This is a genomic window from Massilia sp. Dwa41.01b (assembly GCF_014171775.1).
Classification (GTDB): domain Bacteria; phylum Pseudomonadota; class Gammaproteobacteria; order Burkholderiales; family Burkholderiaceae_D; genus Telluria.
Window position 1 is genome coordinate 1,195,094 of the sequence record NZ_CP050454.1, and the last position, 23,043, is coordinate 1,218,136.

At 65.3% G+C, this 23,043-nt stretch carries 13 protein-coding genes and 2 pseudogenes; 11 read left to right on the forward strand and 4 right to left on the reverse strand.

The window, feature by feature from the left end; all coding sequences use genetic code 11:
* Nucleotides 1–108 precede the first annotated feature (108 nt).
* Nucleotides 109–462 carry a hydroxyisourate hydrolase gene (gene uraH / locus G4G28_RS05515; RefSeq protein ID WP_183108117.1) on the reverse strand — a complete coding sequence of 118 codons (354 nt, stop codon included), beginning with the start codon at nucleotides 460–462 and terminating at the stop codon, nucleotides 109–111.
* A 121-nt stretch (nucleotides 463–583) separates the two neighbouring features.
* Here uraH and puuE point away from each other — a divergent pair, with 121 nt between their 5' ends.
* The 11 genes and pseudogenes from puuE to G4G28_RS05580 all read left to right on the forward strand — a co-directional run bounded on the left by puuE (nucleotide 584) and on the right by G4G28_RS05580 (nucleotide 19,444).
* Entirely contained in the window at nucleotides 584–1,531 is a 948-nt protein-coding gene (gene puuE, locus G4G28_RS05520) for an allantoinase PuuE (RefSeq protein ID WP_182991176.1), read from the forward strand.
* 95 nt (nucleotides 1,532–1,626) lie between these two features.
* A pseudogene (gene xdhA, locus G4G28_RS05525) lies at nucleotides 1,627–3,101 on the forward strand (xanthine dehydrogenase small subunit).
* Between the two features lie 10 nt (nucleotides 3,102–3,111).
* On the forward strand, nucleotides 3,112–5,451 hold the full coding sequence (gene xdhB, locus G4G28_RS05530) for a xanthine dehydrogenase molybdopterin binding subunit (RefSeq protein WP_182991177.1): 2,340 nt from the start codon (nucleotides 3,112–3,114) through the stop codon (nucleotides 5,449–5,451).
* Nucleotides 5,451–6,623, forward strand: a pseudogene (xdhC, locus tag G4G28_RS28865) (xanthine dehydrogenase accessory protein XdhC). The gene xdhB and the pseudogene xdhC overlap by 1 nt, the downstream one beginning before the upstream one ends.
* A complete protein-coding gene (gene guaD, locus G4G28_RS05550; protein ID WP_182991180.1) occupies nucleotides 6,623–7,954 on the forward strand; it encodes a guanine deaminase in 1,332 nt (443 codons plus the stop codon). The pseudogene xdhC and the gene guaD overlap by 1 nt, the downstream one beginning before the upstream one ends.
* Before the next feature lie 273 nt (nucleotides 7,955–8,227).
* On the forward strand, nucleotides 8,228–9,760 hold the full coding sequence (locus tag G4G28_RS05555) for an adenosine deaminase (RefSeq protein WP_182991181.1): 1,533 nt from the start codon (nucleotides 8,228–8,230) through the stop codon (nucleotides 9,758–9,760).
* A 598-nt stretch (nucleotides 9,761–10,358) separates the two neighbouring features.
* Nucleotides 10,359–13,748 carry a TonB-dependent receptor gene (locus G4G28_RS05560; protein ID WP_182991182.1) on the forward strand — a complete coding sequence of 1,130 codons (3,390 nt, stop codon included), beginning with the start codon at nucleotides 10,359–10,361 and terminating at the stop codon, nucleotides 13,746–13,748.
* A gap of 167 nt (nucleotides 13,749–13,915) precedes the next feature.
* Nucleotides 13,916–15,616, forward strand: a complete 1,701-nt coding sequence (locus tag G4G28_RS05565) for a bifunctional UDP-sugar hydrolase/5'-nucleotidase (RefSeq protein WP_182991183.1) — start codon at nucleotides 13,916–13,918, stop codon at nucleotides 15,614–15,616.
* Nucleotides 15,617–15,666: 50 nt separating this feature from the next.
* A complete protein-coding gene (locus tag G4G28_RS05570) occupies nucleotides 15,667–16,719 on the forward strand; it encodes a S1/P1 nuclease (protein WP_182991184.1) in 1,053 nt (350 codons plus the stop codon).
* A gap of 187 nt (nucleotides 16,720–16,906) precedes the next feature.
* On the forward strand, nucleotides 16,907–17,752 hold the full coding sequence (locus G4G28_RS05575) for a MipA/OmpV family protein (RefSeq protein WP_183108118.1): 846 nt from the start codon (nucleotides 16,907–16,909) through the stop codon (nucleotides 17,750–17,752).
* 249 nt (nucleotides 17,753–18,001) lie between these two features.
* The gene (locus G4G28_RS05580) at nucleotides 18,002–19,444 is read left to right on the forward strand and encodes a hypothetical protein (RefSeq protein WP_183108119.1); all 1,443 of its coding nucleotides are present in this window, start codon (nucleotides 18,002–18,004) and stop codon (nucleotides 19,442–19,444) included.
* Here the strand turns inward: G4G28_RS05580 and G4G28_RS05585 are convergent.
* The 3 genes from G4G28_RS05585 to G4G28_RS05595 are packed head-to-tail and all read right to left on the reverse strand — an operon-like array spanning nucleotide 19,431 to nucleotide 23,019.
* Nucleotides 19,431–20,396: an ABC transporter permease gene (locus G4G28_RS05585; RefSeq protein WP_182991188.1), complete on the reverse strand. Its 966-nt coding sequence runs from the start codon at nucleotides 20,394–20,396 to the stop codon at nucleotides 19,431–19,433. The two genes, G4G28_RS05580 and G4G28_RS05585, sit on opposite strands and share 14 nt — an antisense overlap.
* 3 nt (nucleotides 20,397–20,399) lie before the next feature.
* Nucleotides 20,400–21,485 carry an ABC transporter permease gene (locus G4G28_RS05590; protein WP_182991189.1) on the reverse strand — a complete coding sequence of 362 codons (1,086 nt, stop codon included), beginning with the start codon at nucleotides 21,483–21,485 and terminating at the stop codon, nucleotides 20,400–20,402.
* Between the two features lie 4 nt (nucleotides 21,486–21,489).
* Nucleotides 21,490–23,019: an ABC transporter ATP-binding protein gene (locus G4G28_RS05595; protein WP_182991190.1), complete on the reverse strand. Its 1,530-nt coding sequence runs from the start codon at nucleotides 23,017–23,019 to the stop codon at nucleotides 21,490–21,492.
* Nucleotides 23,020–23,043 lie beyond the last annotated feature (24 nt).

The window sequence follows — 23,043 nt, forward strand, 5'->3', positions numbered from 1 at the left end:
GTCGGGGTTGCCCGGCAAGGCTACCGGTAGGGTGGACGGGTCCCCCGTCCACCCTACGGATGCGGCAAGCATTCTGCTACCGCTTCCGTACCCTCTGTCAGTGAGACACTAGCTGCCCCGGTAAGTGGAATACGACCAGGGCGTGACCACCAGCGGCACGTGGTAATTCTGCGCCGGGTCGGCCACGCCGAAGGCGATCGTCACGCGGTCGACGAAGCGTGGCTCGGGCAGGGCGACGCCCTGGGCGGCGAAATAGTCGCCCGCGCCGAACACGAGTTCGTAGCGGCCGGCGCGCAGGGTCTCGCCCTCGAGCAGCGGCGCATCGCAGCGGCCGTCGGCATTCGTGCGCGCCTCGGTCAGCAGGCTGCGGCCCGTCTCCGTGACGGCATACAGCGCAATCGCCACGCCGGATGCCGGGCGCCCGTGCGCGGTGTCGAGCACGTGGGTGCTGAGTTTGCCCATCGCTTCTCCTATATGTTGGTGGTGAACGACGCTATTGGCGGGATCATATACCGATGACGATCCGACAATATATGATCCTCCATATACCCATCATCCCGCGGCCGTCACGGCTTGCCGAATCATGAACCCTGACTACCCACGCGACCTGGTCGGCTACGGCCGCAATCCTCCCCACGCGCGCTGGCCTGGGGGCGCGCGCATCGCCCTGCAGTTCGTGCTGAACTACGAAGAGGGCGCGGAAAATTCTGTCCTGCACGGCGATCCGGCTTCGGAGACATTTTTATCCGAAATCATAGGGGCCCAGGCTTTTCCGATGCGCCACATGAGCATGGAGTCGCTCTACGAATACGGCTCGCGCGCCGGCCTGTGGCGCCTGCTGCGCCTGTTCGAGGAGCGGGAGTTGCCGCTGACCGTCTTCGGCGTCGCCATGGCCTTGCAGCGCAATCCCGATGCGGTGGCCGCCTTTCGCGAGCTCGGCCACGAGATCGCCTGCCACGGCCTGCGCTGGATCTCGTACCAGAACGTCGACGAAGCGCTTGAACGCGCCCACATGGCCGAGGCGGTGGCGATCATGCGCGAGCTGACCGGCGAGGCGCCGCTCGGCTGGTACACCGGTCGCGATTCGCCGAACACACGCCGCCTCGTGGTCGAGCACGGCGGCTTCGCCTACGATGCCGACCATTACGGCGACGACCTGCCGTTCTGGCAGAACGTGGCATACCAAAACGCCGACGGCGTGCGGGCGGAGCGGCCCCACCTGGTGGTGCCCTACACGCTCGACACCAATGACATGCGCTTCGCAGCGATGCAAGGCTTCAACTCGGGCACGCAATTTTTCGACTACCTGAAGGACGCTTTCGACGTCCTGTACGCGGAAGGCGATCCGAATGGCCTGGATCGGCCTAAAATGCTGTCCATCGGCCTGCATTGCCGCCTCGCCGGCCGTCCGGCGCGCGCCGCTTCGCTGGCCCGCTTCCTCGACTATGTGTTGCAGCACGACGCCGTCTGGGTCACGCGCCGCATCGACATCGCGCGCCACTGGCAGGCCACCCATCCCTACCGTGGCTGATATATGAATGTTCTGATAAGCGATATCTGATTAATGCCATAGTAGGAGCGGGCTCCGATCGGGTACTCTTCATGCTGGACCAATCCGAGACAAGCATGGCTGAACCGATTCGTTTTTATTTCCGCAACGCCGTCCACGAAGTGACCGACGTGGCACCCACGCAAACCATCCTGCAGCACCTGCGGGAGGACCTGCGCTGCACCGGTACGAAGGAAGGCTGCGCCGAAGGCGATTGCGGCGCCTGCACGGTGGTGGTCGGTTCGCTCGAGAACGGCGAACTCGAACTGAAAGCGGTCAATTCCTGCATCCAGTTCACGCCCACGCTCGACGGCAAGGCGCTGTTCACCGTCGAAGACCTGCAGTTGCCGGACGGGCGCCTGCATCCGGTCCAGCAGGCCCTGGTCGAATGCCACGGCTCGCAGTGCGGCTTCTGCACGCCGGGCTTTGCGATGTCGCTGTGGGGCATGTACCTGAAGGCGGAAGGGCAGGCACCGAGCCGTTGCCAGATCGACGATGCGCTGTCGGGCAACCTGTGCCGCTGTACCGGCTACCGGCCGATCATCGAGGCGGCAGGCCGGATGGTCGAACTGCCGCGCGCGCAATTCGACCGTGGGCTTGTGGCCGGGCAGCTGCGCGCCCTGCAGCGCGACGCCGGCGCGACGTATGTCTTTGAGGGCCGCAGCTTTTACTCGCCGCGCACGCTGGACGAACTGGTGGCGCTGCGCGCCGCCCATCCGCAGGCATTGCTCCTTGCCGGCTCGACCGATGTCGGCCTGTGGGTCACCAAGCAGATGCGCGAGCTGAACGACATCATCTACCTCGGCCATGTGAGCGAACTGAAATCCGTGCGCGAGCTTGATGCCATGCTGGAAATCGGCGCCGGCGTCACGCTGCAGGATGCCTACGCGGCACTCGGCCGCCACTATCCGGACGAACTGAAGGAACTCTGGCAGCGCTTCGCCTCGCTGCCGATCCGCAATGCCGGCACCCTGGGGGGCAATGTCGCCAACGGCTCGCCCATCGGCGACTCGATGCCCTGGCTGATCGCCACTGGTGCGCGCCTGGTGCTGCGCGGGCCTGGCGGCGAGCGCGCGCTGGCGCTGGAAGATTTTACCTCGGCTACCAGCAGAAGGACCTGCGGGCGGATGAATTCGTGGCTGGCCTGCGCGTGCCGCTGCCGCGTGCGAATGTCCGGTTCCGCACCTACAAGCTGGCGAAACGCTTCGACCAGGACATCTCGGCCGTGTGCGCGGCCTTTGCACTTGCCTTCGACGGCGATATCGTCAAGGACGCACGCATCGCCTACGGCGGCATGGCGGCCACGCCCAAGCGCGCCGCCGCTGCCGAAGCCGTGGTGCGTGGACGTGCCTGGGACGAAGCCGCAATGGAGGAAGCCATGGCCGCGCTGGCGCAGGATTATGCGCCGCTGTCGGACATGCGTGCGTCCAGCAATTACCGCATGAAGACGGCCCAGAACCTGCTCAAGCGCTTCTGGTTTGAAACCCGTCTCGACAATCCGCTGCCGCCGGGCGCAGTCAACGCATTCGCAGTTTCGGCAACCGCCGCGTAAGGAGATCACCATGAACGACGCAGGCGCACCAGCATTGAAAGCGGCGGCGTGGAGCGCGGTCGGCCGCTCGCGGCCGCACGAATCCGCGGTCTTGCACGTCCTCGGCCAGGCCACCTACACCGACGACATTCTCGAGACCGCGGGCACGCTGCACGCGGCGCTCGGCCTGTCCAGCAAGGCCCACGCCAACATCCTCGCGATCAACCTCGACAAGGTGCGGGCCGCGCGCGGCGTGGTCGCCGTGTTGACGGTGAAGGACATCCCGGGCACCAACGATTGCGGCCCGATCATTCATGACGACCCGATCCTGGCCGATGGCAAGGTCGAATACGTCGGCCAGCCGGTCTTCATCGTTGTCGCCGACACCCACGACAACGCCCGCCGCGCGGCGCGCCTGGCGCAGATCGACTTTGAGGAGCTGCCGGCCATCCTCACGCCCCAGGAAGCCCACGCCGCCAAATCCTATGTGGTGCCGCCGATGCGCCTGGCGCGCGGCGACGCCGAAGCCGCCTTCGCACAAGCCCCGCGTAAAGTGAGCGGCAAGCTCTTCGTCGGCGGCCAGGAGCAGTTCTACCTGGAAGGGCAGATCGCCTACGCGATTCCCGGCGAAGACAAGGGCATGCTGGTGCAGTGCTCGACCCAGCACCCGAGCGAGATGCAGCACGTGGTCGCGCACGCGCTCGGCCTGCATTCGCACCATGTCGTGGTCGAATGCCGGCGCATGGGTGGCGGCTTCGGCGGCAAGGAATCGCAGTCGGCCCTGTGGGCGGCGGCCGCCGCGATCTCGGCGCATAAACTCAAGCGCCCCGTCAAACTGCGTGCCGACCGCGACGACGACATGCTCGTCACCGGCAAGCGCCACTGCTTCTATTACGAATACGAAGTCGGCTACGACGACAGCGGCCGCATCCTGGCGGCGAAGGTGGACATGGTCTCGCGCGCCGGCTATTCGGCCGACTTGTCGGGCCCGGTCGCCACGCGCGCCGTCTGCCACTACGACAACGCTTATTATCTGTCGGACGTCGAGATCCGCGCCGCCTGCGGCAAGACCAATACCCAGTCGAACACGGCCTTCCGCGGCTTCGGCGGCCCGCAGGGCGCGATCGCAATGGAATACGTGATCGACGACATCGCGCGCGACCTGCAGGTCGACGCCCTCGACATCCGCAAGCGCAACTTCTACGGCAAAACCGATCGCAACATCACGCCTTACGGCCAGGCCGTGGTCGATAATGTCATCCACGAACTGGTGGCCGAGCTCGAGACGTCCAGCGAATACCGCGCGCGCCGCGAGGCGATCAATGCCTACAACGCCGCCAGCCCGGTGCTGAAAAAAGGCCTGGCATTGACGCCCGTGAAATTCGGCATCGCCTTCAACGTCACCCACCTGAACCAGGCGGGCGCGCTGGTGCACGTGTATGTCGACGGTTCCATCATGGTCAACCATGGCGGCACCGAGATGGGACAGGGCATCAATACGAAGGTGATGCAGGTCGTCGCCCACGAACTGGGCGTGGACATGGACCATGTCCGCGCCACCGCCACGAATACCAGCAAGGTCGCGAATACCTCGGCCACCGCCGCCTCGACCGGTGCCGATTTGAACGGCAAGGCGGCGCAGGACGCGGCGCGCCAGATCAAGGAGCGCCTCGCCGCTTTTGCCGCCACCACCTATGGCGGCGAGCCGGGCGAGGTGCGCTTCGCAGCCGACACGGTGTTCGTCAACGGCATGGAAGTGCCGTTCCCCCAACTGGTGCAAAAGGCCTACCTGGCGCGCGTGCAGCTGTGGTCGGACGGCTTCTATGCCACGCCGAACCTGTCCTGGGACGCCAAGACCATGAACGGCCGGCCGTTCTCCTACTTCGCCTACGGCGCGGCCGTGGCCGAAGTGGTGGTCGACACCCTGACCGGCGAATGGAAGCTGCTACGCGCCGATGCGCTCTACGATGCGGGCAACTCGCTCAACCCGGCCATCGACATCGGCCAGGTCGAAGGCGCCTTCATCCAGGGAATGGGCTGGCTTACCACCGAGGAACTCTGGTGGAACCCGGGCGGTAAACTCATGACGCATGCACCGTCGACGTATAAAATCCCGGGCGTGTCGGACTGCCCGCAGGACTTCCGCGTGCGCCTGTTCGAGAACCGCAACGTCGAGGACAGCATCCACCGCTCGAAAGCCGTGGGCGAGCCGCCGCTGCTGCTGCCGTTCTCGGTGTTCTTCGCCATCCGCGATGCGGTGTCGAGCGTGGGCGGGCACAGAATCAGCCCACCCCTGAACGCGCCGGCGACGAGCGAGGAAATCCTGGACGCCATCGCTGCCGTCGAAGCCGCCGTTTCCGACCGCGCGTGATGGACGACTGGCTCACTGCCGCGCTGAACGCGCCGGCCGTGCTGGTCACGGTCGCCATCGCCGAAGGCTCCGTGCCGCGCGAGCCGGGGCGAAGATGCTCGTTACCCGTGACGGTTTCGCGGGGACGATCGGCGGCGGGCACCTGGAGCTGCGTGCGATCGAAATCGCGCGCGGGATGCTGGCCGAGGGTGCAGCCGCGCCGACGCTGGAGCGCTTCGCGTTGGGACCGAGCCTGGGACAGTGTTGTGGCGGGGTGGCGCATCTGGTGTTCGAGGTCGTTGACCGCGAGCAGATGGTGTTGCTCAATATGCGCCGCAACGAGGATACCTGGCGCGTAGGGTTGGCGGCTTCGCCGCCGACGCGTCCAACCGGTGCCCGCCTTGTTGCGCCATTGCGCGAGGCCGGACTGGTGCCAACGCCATCCGGGCACCATGTCGCGAATGCACTGGCGTCTGTTGAACGCGTAGGCGGCCGAGCCGCCAACCCTGCGGGAGCGTCACAGGCCGCGGCATCCCCGACGTGGGCCCTGTTCGACGCAAACGGCAAACACATCGCCGGCGCCGCCGTCCCCGCCTTCGACCGCACCCGCGGCACGCATGTGTTCGACGACGAAACCGGCCACCGCTGGCTGGCCGACCTCGTATCGGCCCCGCGCGCCCACCTGATGCTCTTCGGCGCCGGCCACGTCGGTGCCGCGCTGGTGCGCGCTGGCCGACTTGCCCTGCCGCGTCACCTGGGTCGACGAGCGCGAGGAGCTGTTCCCGGCCGTTGTGCCGCCCAACGTCACCGTCGAGGCCACCGATACGCCCGAGGCGCTGGTGGAAGCCGCACCAGGCGGCACCAGCTTCCTCGTCATGACCCATAGCCACGCACTTGACCTGCGCCTTACAATCGCGATACTGTCGCGCCCCGGCACGATCGCAGACTCGACCCGTGCCGACTGGTTCGGCCTGATCGGCTCGAACACGAAACGCCGCCAGTTCGAACACCGCCTGCGCGAACGCGGCGTCGACGACAGGCGCATCGATGCCATGGTCTGCCCCATCGGCCTGCCCGGCATTACCGGCAAGGCCCCGGCCGTGATCGCCGCTTCATGCGCGGCGCAGCTGCTCACCGTCTGGGAGGCCAACGAGGCCACCAGCCACTCCCAAGTTTCTTCGGAATCCACCTGATGTCCACCGCATTCACTACCGTGCAAGCCTACCGAGCGAGCTTGCTGCATTTTCGCGCCGACCCCGCCTTTGCCGAGGATGCGTATTCCTGGCACGAGGATGGCCTGCTCGTCATCGAAGACGGCCGTGTCAAGGCGGCCGGCGATTACGCGGCGCTGGCGGCCACGCTGCCGGCTGATGTGACGCCGCTCGACTACCGCGGCCAGATCATCACGCCCGGCTTCATCGACACCCACCTGCATTATCCGCAGACGGACATGATCGCCTCGCCAGCCCCGGGCCTGTTGCCCTGGCTCGAGACCTACACTTTCCCGACCGAGCGCCAGTTCGGCGACCCGGCGCATGCGCGCCAGACGGCCGAGTTCTTCCTCGACGAACTCACCCGCTGCGGCACCACCACGGCGGTGGTCTACTGCACCGTGCACCGCGAGTCGGTCGACGCCTTTTTCGAGGCGAGCGAAGCGCGCAACCTGCGCATGGTGGCCGGCAAGGTGCTGATGGACCGCAACTGCCCGGACTTCCTGCGTGACCCGGAAGGGGGCATCGGCGAGAGCGAAGACCTGATCCGCAAGTGGCACAAGCACGCGCGCTCGCTGTACGCGATCACGCCGCGCTTCGCGCCGACGTCCAGCGATGCCCAGCTGGGCGCGATTGCGGAACTGGTCAAGGCGTATCCGGACACCTTCATCCAGACCCACGTCTCGGAAAACAAGGACGAGTGCAGCTGGGTGCGCGAGCTGTATCCGCATTCGCGCAGCTACCTGGGCGTCTACGACGACTATGGCCTGATGCGCCCGCGCGCGTTGTTCGGCCACTGCATCTGGCTCGACGACGAGGATTTCGCGCGCATGGCAGCGACGGGGTCAAGCGCCTCGGTGTGCCCGACCTCGAATTTGTTCCTCGGCAGCGGCCTGTTCGATTTCGAGAAGGCCGACGGCGCGGGTGTGCAGGTCACGCTCGGCACCGACGTCGGTGCCGGCACCTCGTTCTCGATGCTGCAGACGATGAACGAAGCCTACAAGGTCGCGCGCCTGAAGGGCAGCTACCTGCCGGCCCTGCGCATGTTCTATCTCGCCACGCTGGGCGCGGCGCGCGCGATGGACCTGGAAGGGACGATCGGCAGCTTTACCGTGGGTGCCGAAGCCGACTTCATCGTGCTCGACCCGAAAGCGACGCCGCTGCTGGCGCGCCGCAGCAGCCATTGCAATACGCTGGAAGAGCAACTGTTCGCGCTGGCGCTGCTGGGCGACGACCGGGCGATCCGCGCGACCTATGCGGCGGGTGCGAAGGTGCACGAGCGGGGTGTCGACGGTCGTGGGGCTGTTGCCTGATCCGTTATCGGTCCCTTTGATCCGCGTGGGCACGGAGTGCCTCGGCGGCCCCGCCCACCCTACGGATTGCGCCGCAGGTTCGGCCTGCGGCCTCTGTGACCCTTTTCGACTTGCGGCGCCTCCCGTAGGGTGGGCACCCCGTGCCCACGCGGATAGTGCGCACCACTAGAGCCACAGGCAACAGCCCCACATGCGCCAGCCTCCCCGCATTGCCAACATTGAACGAAGCCGTTAAAGTTGCGCGGCCAATTCAACCCAACACGAGAGTCCCTCATGCAGATCAAACCCGGCACCAGCCTGCTGATCGCCCTGGCGATGTCCGCCGCCCCCGCGCTGGCCAAGGAACCGTCCACCGCCACGCGCCAGGCCAACGAAGCGGCCACCGCCCGCCACTACGCCTCGCTCATCGCCGGCAGCGAACCGAAGCTGTCCGAGCTGACCCTGTTCTTCACGCAGATGCCCAAGGGCGGCGACCTGCACCACCATTACTCGGGTTCGATCTACGTCGAGCAGTACCTCGACTTCCTGGATAAACAGGGCCTGTGCGTGAACAAGGGGACCTACCGCATCGAAACCGACAAGGCGGCCATCGCGCTTGAACGTGCCAAGCCGGCCAGGGAGCGCAACTGCCTGTCGAGCGCCGAGGTCTATGCGGACGACCACACCTGGCGCGAACTGGCCCAGCGCTGGTCGACCAAGGACTTCGCCAACCATGGCGCCCTGAACCCGCCGCCGGACCGCGCCTTCTTCCAGACCTTCGGCTACTTCGGCCCGGTGTCGAATGCGAACTTCAAGGAAGGGCTGCAGGAGCTGAAGAAGCGCGCGATCGCGGAGAACGTCAGCTACATCGAGACCATGTTCAAGATGTCGCCGACAGTCAGCAATCCGGAGTTCGATACGCGCGCCTGGCAGTTGGCGAACGACGACGCCGCGCTCGATGCGGAGCTGCGCCGCGCCCATGAGGCGCTCGAGCGCGACCCGGTCTTCGCGAAGAACATCGCCGACTTCGTTGCGAAGATCAACGAAGCCGCCGAAGGCATCGACGACGAGCGCTTCACCATGCGCTACCAGACCTATGTGCTGCGCCTCCTGGGCCCGTCGCAGGTGTTCTCGTCGATGGTGTCGGCCTTCAAGTCCGCGTCCAGCGGCGGCAAGGTGGTGGGCGTGAACATCGTCGGGCAGGAGAGCACGATGGTGTCGATGCGCGACTACGCGCTGCACATGAAGATGTTCCGTTTCCTGAAGTCCGTGTATCCGGACGTGAAGGTGGCCATGCACGCCGGCGAGCTGGCGCTGGGCGATGTGCCGCCGGAGGGCCTGAAATTCCATATCGACCAGGCGCTCGTGGTGGCGAAGGCGGACCGCATCGGCCACGGCATCGACCTGGCGCACGAGGCCAATGCGGTGGGAATCATGCGCAAGATGCGCCAGGACGATGTGCCGGTCGAGATCAACCTGACTTCGAACGCTTTCATCAGCGGCATCGAAGGCGCGAATCACCCGATCACGCTCTACCGCAAGTACGGCGTGCCTTACGTGATTTCAACGGACGACGCCGGCGTGACGCGCCACACGCTGTCGCAGGAATACGTGCTCTTTGCCAGCCGCTACAAGCCCGACTACGCGGAACTGAAGAAGGCTTCCTACAACAGCGTGCGCTACGCCTTCCTGCCGGCGCCCGAGAAGGCCCGCCTGACGCGCCAGCTCGATGCGCGCTTTGCCAGCTTCGAAGCGGAAATTGCCGGCCTGGCAAAGAACGCGGTGCGCATGGAGGCGCCAAAGACGACGCAAAACCGTCACAAATAAGCGACACCGGGGACATAAAACAACAGACGGGATCCGCCTCCGCGAGGAGGATTCCCGCTATTCCTTAACGGCAGCGCAACGCTGCCGTTTTTGCAAGTGCACCCGGCCTTGCACGATAAACAGGCAGACAAATGTTGGTTCGATGCTAACGTTTGTGGTCAAGTCGCCACAAAACCCCCCTCATGCAGGGGGGATTGCCGAAAAAAATTCTCAAAATATTTCAGCAAAGAATGCACACCTTATAATCGCGCCTTGTTGAATTGCTCGGGGAAACCCCAGCGCGGCGGGTCGAAAGCACGTTTTTTGGGTGATTAAGAGCCTGGACCTATAAATGGCCAAGCAAAAACGTATTTGTCTCGGTCGGGACACTCATGCATATTTGTTGTTGTTAGTAAATATGCTTGAAGTTTTTTCAAGGGCGCGTTGTAACCGGATCGAAATATTTCCTGTTTACAATTGCCCGGTCCCACCGAAGGCCAGCTGTACGCCGCGTGTTCGCAGTGACTGGGCGAACCAGCAACCAGGGTTGCAGTACTTGTAAAGAGGGGAACCCTTCGGGGCGACCAATAACTATTCAGTCTATTTTGGGGTTTTAACAATGATCACTCAAAAACAGATCCGGCTGACCAAGCTGGCGCTGGCTTTGTCGATTGCACTGTCGGCGTCGCCGGCTTTCGCACAGAACACCACCTCCGCCATCGGCGGTCGCGTTGCAGGCGCGGACGGCAAGCCGGTAGCAGGTGCACAGGTTACCATTCGCCACGCCGAGTCGGGTTCTGTCAGCACGGTCACGACCGACGCTGAAGGCCGTTACGTTGCCCGCGGCCTGCGTGTCGGCGGTCCGTACACGATCACGATGACCAAGGACGGTGTTGCTGAGACGTATAACAACGTCTTCACCAACCTGGCCGAAACCGCCAGCGTCGACGGTACCCTGGGCAATGTCCAGGTGGTGAAAGTCACCGGCCAGACCGTCTCGAACAAATTCAACAGCTCCAACATGGGTTCGGGCACCAGCATCGGCCGCGCCGAACTGGTGGCGCAGGCGTCGATCGCCCGCAGCCTGTCGGACTACGCACGTAACGACCCGCGCCTGTCGCAGACCGACAAGGAACGCGGCGAGATCTCGGCCGGCGGCCAGAACTCGCGCTTCAACTCGATCACCGTCGACGGCGTGTCGATCAGCGACACCTTCGGCCTGGAAGCGAACGGCCTGCCGACCAACAAGCAGCCGATCTCGATCGATGCGATCCAGTCGGTGCAGGTCAACATCTCGAACTACGACGTGACCCAGAAGGGTTACACCGGCGCGAACATCAACGCCGTCACCAAGTCGGGCACCAACGACTGGCACGGCAGCGTGTACCACGTGTACCGTGACGACCGCCTGGTCGGCGACCGCTTCAACGAGACCTCGGGCGAGTACTACCAGGCCCCTGCGTTCAAGGAAAAGACCAACGGCCTGACCCTGGGCGGCCCGCTGATCCAGGACAAGCTGTTCGTGTTCGTCAGCGCTGAAGATTCGACCAGCTCGAAGGCGTCGCCGACCTACGGCCCGCTGGGCAGCAACCTGACCAACATCGGCATCACCCCGACCCTCATCTCGGGCCTGCAGGACATCGCCAAGAACACCTACGGCATGGACGTCGGTTCGTCGGACATTCCCGGCGGCGCCGAGCTGACCGTGGAAGACCGCCTGCTGAAGGTCGACTGGAACATCAGCGACAACCACCGCGCCAACTTCCGCTGGCAGAAAACCAAGCAGAACGAGCCCCAGTTCCCAGGCAATTCGTCGAGCGGCATCGCGCTGACCTCCTACCTGTACGCCGAGAAGAAGACCACCGAGTCGAGCGTCGCGCAGGTGTTCAGCGACTGGACCCAGAGCTTCTCGACCGAAGTGAAACTCTCGCGCCGCGATTCGGGCAAGAGCCACGACACCAACTCGCGCCTGCCGTCGATGGCATTGCAAGTCGGTGGCGCACTGCCGGCCGGCACGCCTACGTCCGTCTCCGGTGCCAACCGCTTCCTGAACTTCGGTACCGAAGCGAGCCGCCAGTTCAACGAACTCGACACCACCACCTGGGACGCCTATGCCGGCGCGACCTGGCTGCATGGCGACCACGAAGTCAAGGGCGGTGCCGACTACACGAAGAACGAGATCTTCAACGCCTTCCTGCAGAACGTGAACGGTACCTATACCTTCCGCTGCAACAACACCGCCGGCCTGACCTCCGCACAGGTCGATGCCTGCGTGCTGGAAGCCTTCCGTCAGGGCCGTCCGAGCTCGTACCAGGCGCAGCTGCCTGCTACCGGCTACACGCTGGAACAGGGCGCCGCGAACTGGACCCTGGCCAACACCGGTCTGTTCCTGCAGGACACCTGGAGCGTCAACCCGCAACTGAAGCTGACCTACGGCGTGCGCTACGACAGGGCGTCGACCAACGACCGTCCGCTGCGTAATGACGTCGTGGCGGCCGCACGCGTGGTCGGTTCTGTCAACGCGACCACCGGCCTCATCACCCGCGACAGCGGCGGTTTCGGCGTCGACAACACCGCCACCATCGACGGCGACGACCTGATCCAGCCGCGCGTTGGCTTCAACTACCGTTTCGACACCAAGCGTGCTACCCAGCTGCGCGGCGGCTTCGGCCTGTTCGGCGGCGCAGCCCTGAACGTCTGGCTGGGCAACCCGTTCGCCAACGCCGGCATCGCCACCCGCGTCGTCGGTTGCGGCACCGGTAACTTCGCCGCCTGCCCAGGCACCGGCGACCCGATCTTCAGCGCCAATCCGGACACCCAGCGTGCCCTGGCCGGCGTGACCCCGGCAGCCAACGTCGACGTCCTGCAGAACGGCATCAGCCAGCCGTCGGTGTGGAAGGCCAACCTGGCGTTCGAGCACGAGCTGCCATGGTACGGCATGGTCGTGAGCCTGGAATACATGCGCACGGACACCAACAAGGGCATCTACTTCCGCCAGCTGAACCTGGGTGATCCTACCCGCGTCGGCCCTGACGGTCGTCCGCTGTTCTGGACCGCGCCTGGCTACAACGCCGCCTGCGCTACCGGCACCACCAGCATCACCTTCAACACCAGTGGCGCCTGCAACGGCTACCGCGCACGCGCGCTGTCGAACGCATCGTTCAACAACGTGCTGGAAGTGGCGAAAACGAAGAAGGGCGGCGGCAACCTGGCCACCCTGCAGCTGACCAACAGCCGTTCGCGCGGCCTGCGCTGGAGCGCTGCCTACACCTACACCGATGCCACCGAGGTCAGCAACCTGAGCTCGTCGACTTCGGGCTCGAACTTCGGCGCCCGCGCCATCTTCGATCCGAACGAAGACGTCGCAGCGAACTCGGCTTACCTGGTGAAGGACCGTATCAACGCCTCGGTCAGCTGGGAGAAGGCATTCTTCGGCACCTACAAGACGATCGTCGGCGCGTTCTATGAAGGCCGTAGCGGCAAGCCGTACAGCTGGACCTTCAACAACGACATGAACGGTGACGGCGTCAACGGCAACGACCTGATGTACATCCCGTCGGCCTTCGGTTCGGGTGAAGTCGTCTTCCGTGGCGACACGACGACCAACCACGCCAACGAGCAGAAGTTCTGGGACATCGTGAACTCGAACCACGCGCTGCGTAACTCGGCCGGCAAGGTCGTCGATCGCAACAACACGTTCGCTCCATGGACCAACAGCATCGACATGCGTATCACTCAGGAAGTGCCTGGCCTGTTCAAGGGCCACAAGGGCGCGATTGCGATCGACTTCCAGAACGTCGGCAACATGCTGAACAAGAAGTGGGGCCGTATCAACGAGATCAGCTTCGCCAGCAATGGTGGTGCTTCGCGTAACTTCGTTGACTACGCTGGTATGCAAGACGGCAAGTACGTCTACCAGGTCCGTGACCGCGTCGAAGACTACACTGTGCGCCAGGTCAAAGGCGAATCGCAGTGGGCCCTCCAGGTCACCGCACGCTACGAGTTCTAAGCTCGCCAGCAGAGGTGCAAGCCTGAAAACGGCCGGTGGCGACACCGGCCGTTTTTTCGTTTACGTGAGAGGGCAATACGGGGCTTGTAAAGATAGTCTCGCGCTGGCCCACGTGCAATAATTCGGGTCGCCCACACGGGCACCGTCTTCATCAGCAAAGGAATTCCATGATCGCTTCCCCGCGCCTGCGCGCCCGTCTGTCTTTCCTCGCGCTCGCGCTGGCCGCCGCCGGCTGCGCCACGACGCCGCGCGGCCCGGTCACCCTCAACCTGGTCGCGATCAACGATTTCCACGGCAACCTCGAGCCGAGCAAGTACGAGTACACCAGCGCCGCCACCGGCACCACGCGCATCCTGCAGGCGGGCGGCATCGAAGCGCTCAGCGGCGCCTTGTCGGCCTGGCGCCGCGAGGACAAGGACCTGCTGTTCATCGGCGCCGGCGACCTGATCGGCGCAAGCCCGGCGCTGTCGTCGATGTGGGCGGACGAGCCCAGCATCGAAGCGATGAACCTGCTCGGTTTGCGCATGAGCTCGGTCGGCAACCATGAATTCGACGGCAGCGCCAAGGAACTGCTGCGCCAGCAGCACGGCGGCTGCGATTCGCCGCGTCCCAGCAAGGCCTGCAAGCTCGCACCAGACTTCCGTGGTGCGCGCTTCCCCTATCTGGCGGCGAACGTCTTCGACAGCGCCACGGGCAAGCCTTTCATGCCGGGCTACCGCATCGAGTCGGTCAAGGGCGTGAAGGTCGGCGTGGTCGGCGCGGTGCTGCAGGATACGGCGTCGGTCGCCATGAGCTCGGCCATCGCAGGATTGCGTTTCATCGACGAGGCCGAGGCGATCAACCGCGCGCTGCCGAAGATGCGCGCCGAGGGCGCCCAGGTCGTGGTCGTCCTGATCCACGAAGGCGGCCGCACCAAGGACGCACCCGACCAGCCGAATTGCCAGGGCCTGACCGGGCCGGTTGTCGACATCGTGAAAAAGCTCGACCCGGCCTACCGCCTGGTCATTACCGGCCACTCGCACCAGGGTTACCTGTGCAAGGTCGACGACCGTGTCGTGACCCAGGCCGATGCGGCCGGCCACCTGCTGTCGCGCATCGCGGTCAAATACGACCCCGCCAGCGACACCGTACAGGACATCGACGTGCGCAACGTCGTGATGGACCCGCTTCAGTTCCCGGCCGACCCGAAGGTTGCCGCCTACCTTGCGAGCGTCAGGGAACGCAGCCGCGTCGCACTGGCACGCCCCGTGGGCAAGCTGGGGGCGGCGCTGGTAACGCGCCAGGCCAGCGATTCCGGCGAATCGCCGCTGGGCGACCTGATCGCCGACGCCGCGCTGGCGGCCACGCGCAGCCTTGGCGCCCAGATCGGCTTCATGAACAATGGCGGCATCCGCAAGGACCTGGAAGCGTCCAGCGCCGACCTGACCGCCACCTTCGGCCAGGTCCAGGCCGTCCTGCCCTTCGGTAACACGCTGTTCGTGATGGACCTGACCGGTGCCCAGCTGCGCCGCCTGCTCGAGCAGCAATGGCAGCGCCCCAGCAATTCGAGCGTGAGCCTGCTACAGATTTCCCATACCCTGTCGTATACATGGGATGAGAAGCGCCCGCTGGGCAGCCGTCTGGTGCCGGGCAGCCTGAAGGTGAATGGCCAGCCTGTCGAGGATGGCAAGACCTACCGCGTGGTGGCCAACAACTTCCTCGCCGAAGGCGGCGACAACTACCCGGAATTTGCCAAGGGCACGAACCGTGTCGCAACGCAGATCGTCGACCTCGACGCGCTGAGCGACTATATTGCCAGGAACCCGGGTGCCGGCGCTGCCAATGCGGCGCTCGCCCCGACAAGACGCATCGACAAGGTGCGCCAGTAACACGTACCGCTGCGCCGTATTGCTGCTGTATCGCCCATTTCGGAGAACGTATGAAAAAACTCGCTTGTGTACTCGCCTTGACCGGCGCTTTCCTGTCGGCCGACGCCCTGGCCTGGGGCAACGACGGCCACCGCGCCGTCGGCGCCATCGCCGATAAACTGCTGAAAGGCAGCAACGCCGAGAAGCAGATCGCCGCGCTGCTGCTGCCGGGCGAATCGCTGGAAGCGATCGCCAACTGGCCCGACTGCGTGAAGGGCAGCTATTGCGGCCCGCAGTCGCCGGAGATGGTCGACTATGTCAACGCCAACCCGAAGCACGGCAGCTACCACTACACCGACGTGCCCTTCCAGCTCGAGCACTACCATGAAGGCGGCGTCGGCACCTTCGAGGAAGACATCGTCCAGACCCTGAAGCAGTGCATCGCCGTGCTGCAGGGGAAAACCGATCCGGCCCTGAACCCGCACAAGTTCACCAAGCGCCAGGCCCTGATCCTGCTGACCCACATGACGGGCGACATCCACCAGCCGCTGCACGTGGGCGCAGCCTTTGTCAGCAAGGACGCGAAGTTCGTGGTGCCGAAGTCGCATGCCGAAGTCGACGAAGTCGCGATCTTCGATTCGCGCGGCGGCAACAACCTGCTGCTGGACGACCAGAAGATCACCGAACTGTCCGCGAACCTGATCCCGCCGGGCGAGGCCAAGCCAGTGAAGGAAGGCGTGCCGAAGGCGCTGACCAAGCCCTTCCACTCGTACTGGGACAGCACCACGGTCGACTACGCGTTCCGCCGCATCCGCACCAGGACCCCGGCCCAGTTCGCCGAGGCGGCCATTGCCGGCAAGCCTGCCGTCAAGCCGAACACGGGCGAGCTCGCCACCTGGCCCTACCAGTGGGCCGACGACGCGCTGGCCGTCTCGAAGCTGGCCTTTACCGACGTGGTGCCGGGCAAGCTGGTGCCGCAGACCGGCCGCAAGGGCGAGACCTATTACACCTTCACGCTCGAAGTGCCGGCCAACTACCCGGTGCCGAGCTCGCAAATCGCCAAGGAACAGCTGATCAAGGGCGGCTACAAGCTGGCCGAGGTGCTGCAGGCGATCTACAAGTAAGACCAGCCTCGATGCGCCTGGTCCGAGGGGGCAGGGCGCTCCTCGCCCGATGGAGCCGCGGCCCCGTGCCGCCGGCTCCTTTTTTTCGCCCCGTGCCGGCAGGACGCTTCGGGGCGGCACCAATGGGGCGGCCGTATTGCAGCTAAAATAACGGTCCCGGCGCACCGCGCCCTCATCCGGATACCCCATGAATCGCCATCCCCTCCGCTGCGCGGGCCTTACCTGCCTGTTCGCGACTTCCGCCCATGCCGCCACGCTCGATGCCCCTGCCGCGGTGCCCGCCCAGCCGCTGTGGGAGCTGGGCCTGGCCGGCGGCGTAGTCAGCGCGCCCTCGTATCCGGGAGCGGATGACCGCGAGACGCGGGCGCTGGGATTGCCGCTGCTGATCTACCGCGGCAAGATCTTCCGCGCCGACCAGTCCGGCATCGGCGCACGCCTGTTCCGCACCGACGCGGCCGAACTCGACGTCGGCCTGGCGGCCTCGCTGCCGGTCCGGTCGGACGACGTCGAAGCGCGCGCCGGCATGCCGGACCTGGGCGCGCTGGCCGAGTTCGGCCCGCGCCTCAAACTGCGCCTTGCCCGTTTCGACGGCTACAGCGGCCTGCGCGCCGAACTGCCGCTGCGCGCAGTGATGGAAGTGCGCAGCGGTGTGCGCCACCAGGGCTATACCTTCGAGCCGCGCCTGGCTTACGACCGCCGCAGCATGGACGGCAAGTGGCTGTTCGAGACCAACCTGTCCGCGGTGGTCGGCGACGGCAAGATCAATCGCTATTTCTATGAAGTGCGGCCGGAATACGCGACGGCCACGCGGCCTGCCTACCAGGCGAAATCCGGCCTGGTGCTGGTGCGCGCCGGGCTGTTTGTCGCGCGCGCGATCAACCGCGACCTGCGCGCCTACGGCTTCGTGCGCGCCGAGAACTACGGCGCCGGTGCCAACGACAATAGTCCGCTGCATTTGCGCGACAATGGCGTGTCGGCGGGCTTCGGGCTGTCGTGGACGTTCAAGCGTTCGGCCGCCCTGGCCAGCGAATAAGAGCGCCTGACAAAGGTGAAGCCGCACACGCGATGCGTGTGCCCTCCATAGCTGCGTTGCAGCGTCTTGCCGTACAGATGTACTGTCTTCGCCGCTGCGTCGGGCGGCCGCATTCCTTGCCCTGAAGGTTTGTTGGGCGCTCCCAGTCGGGAACGTATTTCTTAATCTCAATCACTTGCGCCGCCGCAAGCTACCGTGGCGCGCGAGCGCAAAGAATGGGCATTTCGCACTCCACCGGAGGAGATGTCCATGTCGTTTCGCCACGCCTGCCCTGGCATTGCGGGTGCCCTGTTCCTGCTCACCGCGATGGCGGCCCCGGCCGATCCTTTTCGCGACCACGATGGCCAGCTGCCGCCGCCTTCCCAGTACAGCGGCCCGTCCTTTCGTCTCAGCCATGCCTATCCGTCCGGACTACCGGCGCCGCGCATGCCCTGGCGCACGGCGATCGGCAACGTCCCGATCAGCACAGGCAATGCCGCCGCCTACACCCAGGCGCTGAAAGACAGCATCGCGCGCGACATGGTGGCGCTGCTGGCCAATGACGGCGACTGGGACGCCGGCAGCCGCGGCTGGTACCACGATCCCTGGCTCGGCAGCCAGCGCGAGGCCATCCACGGCATGCTGGTCGGGCTCGAGCAGGTCGACAATGCGCTGTTTCCGAAGAGCGGCCTCGCCAAACCCTTCACCACCTACGTCGTGACCTATTACAACCGCATCGGTGCGCAGACGCTGGGACGCATCTGGCGCGACCCGCAGGCGCCGCAGCTGGGCGGCGGTGCGACCCAGTATGCGGACGGCTCGGTGACGGTGAAGCTGGCTTTCACCACGGCCGGCCCGCAAGCGTGGCCGGCGATGCGCGGCGCGCTGTCCTGGCCGATCATGATGGCGGCCAACGCCACCACCGGCCACTTCGGGCGGCCGACCCTGGCGCCAGCCTACCTGATGCAGGCCGATATCGTCGTCAAGGACAGCCAGTCGGCGCCGCAGACGGGCTGGGTGTTCACGACCCTGGTCTACGACCGCGACACCCGTCCGGGCAGCCGCGGGGTCTGGGACCAGATGGTGCCGCTGGGCGCGCAGTGGGGCAACGATCCGCAGGTCGACAGCGCGGCCAATGCCGGCGCGGCGCTCCTTGAAACCTGGGTCAACCCGCAGGCGCCCCTGTACGCGCTCGAGACGCTGGGCTGGGGCGGGCGCCTGTCGGGGCCGAACGATCACGGCGTCAACGACATCTCGGTGGCAGCCGAGGGCAAGCGGACCTTGACGCGCCGGGCCGGCAATTCCTCGTGCCTTAGTTGCCACGGCGCTTCGCAGTGGAATGCCGCCCATCCCGGCAAGGGCATGGCCTCGTTCATGATGCCGCTCGTCGGGCCGGGGAGGGGGCCGGCGCAGGGCCGGCGCGCCCTATCTCGATTCGCCTGCGCCCGGCTCGGCGGCCTGGCTGCGCTGGTACCAGAACCGGCCAGGCACCGAGCCGATGGACCCCGGCAGCATCCCGGGCGACTACGACCTGGCGCTGACCTTCCGCGTGCTGCCGGCCTGGCACGCGGCCAGGAGCGGCAAGGCGCATGCGCTGCAGAAGCTGGACGCGGGCGGGACGGCGGTGCGGCGGGAGTGATGTTGGAGATGGCGAAAAAAAGGCGGCCCGCAGGCCGCCTTCCTCTTTGCGCGAAGCGAATCAGCGCGATTTGACGAACGGCTTGCCCACCGCCTTCGGCGCCACCGACTTGGCCATCAGGCCCGCGAGCACGATCACGGTGACGACATACGGGATCATCTGGATCAGCGAACCGGGGATCGCGCCAATGACAGGAAACTCTTTGCCTTCGAGCTGGATCTGTACCGCCGTGAAGAAGCCGAACATCAGGCAGCCGAGCACCGTGTGCAGCGGGCGCCAGTTGCCGAACACCAGGGCGGTCAGGGCGAGGTAGCCGGCACCGGCAGACATGTCGCGCAGGAAGAAGCCGCTCTGGACGATGGACAGGTAGGCGCCCGAGAACGAGCACAGCACGCCGGCGATGAGCATCGCCAGGTAGCGCGTCCGCTCGACCGAGACGCCGGCGGCGTCGGCAGCATGCGGGTTTTCCCCACAGGCGCGCAGGCGCAGGCCGAAGCGGCTGTGGTACACCACCCAGTGCACCACTGGCACCAGCAGGAAGGCGAGATAGACGAGCGCCGAGTGGCCGCCCAGCACCTTGCCCCAGAACCAGCCGAGGAAAGGCACGTCGGCCAGGGCTTCGGTCCCGATGAATTCGATGCCGGACAGGCGCGCCGCGCCCAGGTCTGGCGTGCGGCCGCCCTGCTGGAAGATGTACTGGGCGACGACAAAGGTCAGGCCGCTCATGGCGATGTTGATGGCGATGCCGGCGACTAACTGGTTACCCTTCTGGGTGATCGACACGAAGGCCTGCACCATGGCGATGGCGACCGAGACAGCCACGCCGGCGGCAACGCCCAGCCATGGGTTCTGCGTCGTGTAGCCGACGGCGGCGGAGACGAAGGCGGAAGCCAGGATCTTGCCTTCCAGGCCGAGGTCGACGACGCCGCTGCGCTCGGCGAACAGGCCGGCCAGGGCGGCGAACATCAGCACCGGCGCACTGCGGATCATCGAGACGATCGCGCTGGGGAAATCGAAGTACTCCATGGCTTATCCTTTGCGTGTTGCGTTGATCAGTTTCAGGAGCGGCTTGGCGTAGAAGTTTTCCATCGCGCCGCAGAACAGGATGATCAGTCCCTGGATGAAGATGAAGGTCTCGACCGGAATGTTCGGCTTTTCCAGCGACAGGTCGAAACCGCCCTGGATCAGCGCGCCGAACAGCACCGACGAGAGGAAGATGCCGACCGGGTGCTGGCGGCCCATCAGGGCAATCGCAATGCCGACGAAACCGGCGCCGGCCGGGAAGTTCAAACTCAGGTAGTGGGTCGAACCCATGATCGAATTCACGGCCGCCAGGCCCGCCAGGGCGCCCGAGATCAGCATCGCGACGATGATCATGCGGCTGATGCGCACGCCGGCATAGTGGGCAGCATGCTGGTTCAGGCCGGTGGCGCGCAGCTGGTAGCCCCAGCTCGAGCGCGACACCATCACGCCATAGATGACGAGGGCGAGGATCGCGATGGGGAAGCCGATGTTCAGCGGCGAATCGCCGAAGACAGGGAACCAGGCGTTCAGGGTCGGCAGGGCGGCGGCATCGGTAAAGACGCGGCTGGCCGGGTTCTGTTCGCCTTCGGGCAGCAGCGCCTTGACGATGATGAAGTTCATCAGATTGGCGGCGATGAAGTTGAACATGATGGTCGTGACCACCACATGGCTGCCGCGCTTGGCCTGCAGGTAGCCTGGCAGGAAAGCCCACAGGGCGCCGAACACCGCGCTGCCGAGCATCGCCAGCGGGATCAGCAGCCAGGGCGAGAGCGTGGCGTCGAAAGCCAGCACGGCCAGGGTCAGGCCCAGGCCGCCGAAGTACATCTGGCCTTCGGCACCGATGTTGAACAGGCCCGCCTTCATGGCGATCGAGACGGCCAGGCCCGTGAAGATGAAGGTGCTGGCGTAGAACAGCGTGTAGCCCAGGCCTTCCGGGTTGACGACGGCCGAGTCGATCAGGATCTTCATCGATTCGACCGGGCTCTCGCCCAGCAGGTGGATGACGAGCGCGGCGACCAGCAGCGCCGACAGCAGGTTCAGGACCGGCAGGACGAAGCCTGTCGCCCAGCGTGGAAGTTCAGTTGTTTTCATGGTGTTAATGCTTGTGCATTCCGCCCATCAGCAGGCCGATGCGGGTGGTGTCGAATTCATCGATATTGAGTTCGCCGGTCACGCGGCCGCCCGACATGACCACGATACGGTCGGCCAGGGCGCGCACTTCTTCCAGCTCCACCGACACCAGGAGAATGGCCACGCCTTCGTCGCGCAGGCGCAGCAGCTGGGTATGGATCGATTCGATGGTGCCGATATCGACACCACGGGTTGGCTGGCCGACCAGCATCAGCTTCGGCGCCGCCGACACTTCGCGCGCGATCACGACCTTCTGTTGGTTGCCGCCCGAAAGCAGGCCGATGCGCAGGTCCGGATTGTTCGGACGCACATCGAAAGACTGCAGCAGGCCGGCACAGCGCTTGGCGATCTTGCCGAAGTCGAACAGGCCCCAGCGGTTCTTCACGCGGTCCTGGTAGCCGAAGACGGTGTTCTGCATGACCGAGAAATCCTTGATCACGCCGTCGCGCAGGCGGTCTTCCGGGACGTGGCCGATGCCGAGCTTGCGGAAGGTGGCGGGCAAACCGTCGGCATTCGTGCGGCGGCCGAAGGGCAGGGCACGGCCTTCGAGTTCGACCTGGCCGGAAGAGGGCAGGCGCATGCCGGCCAGGATTTCCATCAGTTCGCTCTGGCCGTTGCCGGACACGCCGGCAATGGCGACGATCTCGCCCTTGCGCACGGTGAGGTCGATGTCGGCCAGCAGCTGGACGCCGTTCGCGTCTTTCAGCTGCAGGTTTTTCACGTTCAGTACAGGTGCGCCCGGATTGAAGGGCTTGCGCGGCAGGTTGCCTTCGATCGGGCGGCCGACCATCATGTTGGCCAGCTGCTCTTTCGAGGTCTCGCGGGTGGTCACGGCGCCCGACACGCGGCCGGCGCGCAGCACCGTCACCTGGTCGGTGATGTCCATGATCTCCTGCAGCTTGTGGGTGATCAGGATGATGGTTTTGCCCTGCTCCTTGAACAGGCGCAGGATGTCGAACAGCGAGGCCGTTTCCTGGGCCGTCAGCACGGCGGTCGGCTCGTCCAGGATCAGGATGTTGGCGCTGCGGTAGATCTGCTTGAGGATCTCGACGCGCTGCTGGGCGCCGACCGACAAATCGTGGATGGTGGCCAGCGGGTCGACGTCGAGGCGGTAGCGGGTGCAGATCTCGCGCAGCGTGGCTTCGACTTCGGCGCGCTTGCTGGCGAGCTTGAAGCCGCCTTCGGCGCCCAGCATCACGTTGTCGAGCACGGTCATGTTCTCGACCAGCATGAAGTGCTGGTGCACCATGCCGATGCCGAGATTGATCGCTTCCTGGCTGCTGCGGATGGCGCGCGCCTGGCCGTCGATCAGGAGCTGGCCACTGTCGGCGTGATAGTAGCCGTACAGGATGCTCATCAGGGTGGATTTGCCGGCGCCGTTTTCACCGATGACGCCATGGATGGAACCCTTGGCGATCGAGAAGCTGACGTCAGCGTTCGCTTGCACCGGCCCGAAGGCCTTGCTTATGTTGCGAAATTCTACGGCTGGCTGCATAGCGATCAGTAGTGGAAAAGATAA

Coding starts and splice junctions, on each gene's coding strand:
- guaD (WP_182991180.1), top strand. CDS start 6,623: ATGTCCACCGCATTCACTACCGTGCAAGCCTACCGAGCGAGCTTGCTG.
- puuE (WP_182991176.1), top strand. CDS start 584: ATGAACCCTGACTACCCACGCGACCTGGTCGGCTACGGCCGCAATCCT.
- G4G28_RS05585 (WP_182991188.1), bottom strand. CDS start 20,396: ATGGAGTACTTCGATTTCCCCAGCGCGATCGTCTCGATGATCCGCAGT.
- G4G28_RS05575 (WP_183108118.1), top strand. CDS start 16,907: ATGAATCGCCATCCCCTCCGCTGCGCGGGCCTTACCTGCCTGTTCGCG.
- G4G28_RS05590 (WP_182991189.1), bottom strand. CDS start 21,485: ATGAAAACAACTGAACTTCCACGCTGGGCGACAGGCTTCGTCCTGCCG.
- G4G28_RS05560 (WP_182991182.1), top strand. CDS start 10,359: ATGATCACTCAAAAACAGATCCGGCTGACCAAGCTGGCGCTGGCTTTG.
- G4G28_RS05580 (WP_183108119.1), top strand. CDS start 18,002: ATGTCGTTTCGCCACGCCTGCCCTGGCATTGCGGGTGCCCTGTTCCTG.
- uraH (WP_183108117.1), bottom strand. CDS start 462: ATGGGCAAACTCAGCACCCACGTGCTCGACACCGCGCACGGGCGCCCG.
- G4G28_RS05595 (WP_182991190.1), bottom strand. CDS start 23,019: ATGCAGCCAGCCGTAGAATTTCGCAACATAAGCAAGGCCTTCGGGCCG.
- G4G28_RS05565 (WP_182991183.1), top strand. CDS start 13,916: ATGATCGCTTCCCCGCGCCTGCGCGCCCGTCTGTCTTTCCTCGCGCTC.
- G4G28_RS05570 (WP_182991184.1), top strand. CDS start 15,667: ATGAAAAAACTCGCTTGTGTACTCGCCTTGACCGGCGCTTTCCTGTCG.
- G4G28_RS05555 (WP_182991181.1), top strand. CDS start 8,228: ATGCAGATCAAACCCGGCACCAGCCTGCTGATCGCCCTGGCGATGTCC.
- xdhB (WP_182991177.1), top strand. CDS start 3,112: ATGAACGACGCAGGCGCACCAGCATTGAAAGCGGCGGCGTGGAGCGCG.